Genomic DNA, 1794 nt, shown 5'->3' with positions numbered 1-1794 from the left:
GCACTCCAACCTTCAAAGGTGCGGACCCACTAGTTCCAATTGATGAGACTGTTGAGCCAACCTTTGCAGATGGAAGCAAGGAAAAGAATATTCCAGGTCAAGGAACTTACACCATCACTCCGGATGGAGCAGTGACTTTCACCCCAGACAAGCAATTTGTAGGAAAACCCGATCCAATCACTGTGAAACGTGTTGATAAAAACGGAACTCCAGTCACTGCAACTTACAGTCCAGAGTTCACAAAGGTAACTCCGACAGGTACTGACACCAAGACAGAAGGTCTGCAAGGTCAGGTTCAAAAAGGTCAAGTGACTTTCACGCCAGGACATAAATTAGTTCCATTCCCAGCCGGTTCGACTCCACTGTTTGGTAACGGAAAGAATATTAAAGAAGTGCCAAATGTTGGTAAATTCGAAGTGGATGCGGACAACAAGGTGACCTTCACCCCAATAAAACAATTCAAGGGCGAAACATCAGAACTGGGATTAATTCGTTTAGACGCTAACGGAACTCCTGTTATTGTCAAATATCAAGCAATAGTGAAAGCAGTAGTCCCAACCGGTAAAGATGCGACCTCTACAAATATCAAAGGCCATGTTCAGACTGGGAAACCTATATTTGAGTCAGGTAATCCATTGGTTCCAATTGATGAAACCGTTGCGCCAACCTTTGAAGACGGAAGCAAGGAAAAGACTATTCCAGGTCAAGGAACATATACCATCACACCAGATGGTACAGTCACCTTCACTCCAGAAGCTGATTTCCTTGGTCAGGGTACTGGTGTGACCCTTGTACGTCGTGATAAGAACGGTACCTCAGTGACGGCTCGCTATGTTCCAACCGTGGTTGAACCATCAACCAGCAAGGACAGTGTGTCCAGCGGTCGCAAGGGTCAAGCTCAAACGGGAACGCCAACCTTTGAAGGGGCGATTGACCAAGCGGTAGCACCAACCTTTGCGGATGGTAGCACCGAAATGGTTGTCCCAGGAGAAGGAACTTATCGTTTCAATATGCTGGGAGCAGTAACATTTGCGCCGGAAGCCGACTTTGTCGGAACTGCTCGCGGAGTCGTCGTGAAACGTCTCGATATTTATGGCAATGCCGTGACGGCTACCTATACCCCAACTGTTTTGGGAAGTACTGATACAGCAGATACCAGCAGCACGGGTCTTAAAGGCCAGTCTCAGACCGGCAAGCCTATCTTTGAAGGAGACGTGGATCCAACCGTTCCACCAACATTCGAAGACGGTAGCACAGAAAAAGTTGTTCCAGGTCAAGGTACATATACGATTGCGCCAGATGGCACTGTGACCTTTGTACCGGAAACGGGCTTTGTCGGTCAAGCTGACGGCGTGACAGTGATTCGCAAAGACCGCAATGGTCAGACGATTTCAGCAATCTATGTTCCGACTGTGACAGAAGCTCCTGTTCAGCCAGAGCGGACGATTACACCTGCACCACCTTCTCTTTCTAAGAGCGAGGGTGCTAAATCCCTTCCTAAGACCGGCTCAGAAGAAACCTCATACTTGGCTGCAAGCTTACTTGCGGGAGTATCAGGTTTAGGACTGATTGGCTTAGACAAGAGAAAGAAAAAGTCTGAAGACTAAAAATTAAGAATTTAGGTTTCAGATACCAAATTAAAAGAGGAAAGATTCGTTTAAGGATCTTTCCTTTTTTGAAAAATAGACTATTTTTAAAAAGTGTCTATTTCTAAATAAAAATTCCATAATTATAGTTATATATATAGCTAAGTAAAAAGGAATAGTGTATAATTAGTGTATAATAAAGCCGTTG

Annotated in this window: 1 protein-coding gene; it reads left to right on the top strand. The window is 45.2% G+C overall.

The annotated features are described in order from the left end of the window. The coding region (locus tag D8886_RS11515; protein ID WP_125435770.1) for an LPXTG cell wall anchor domain-containing protein at nt 1-1607 on the top strand (1607 nt) is incomplete at its 5' end. Between the last annotated feature and the right edge of the window lie 187 nt (nt 1608-1794).

Origin of the sequence: Streptococcus sanguinis (genome assembly GCF_003943655.1) — a bacterium.
GTDB lineage: Bacteria > Bacillota > Bacilli > Lactobacillales > Streptococcaceae > Streptococcus > Streptococcus sanguinis_F.
Note: the sequence above shows the minus strand (reverse complement) of the source record. Positions and strands in the feature narration are given on the sequence as shown.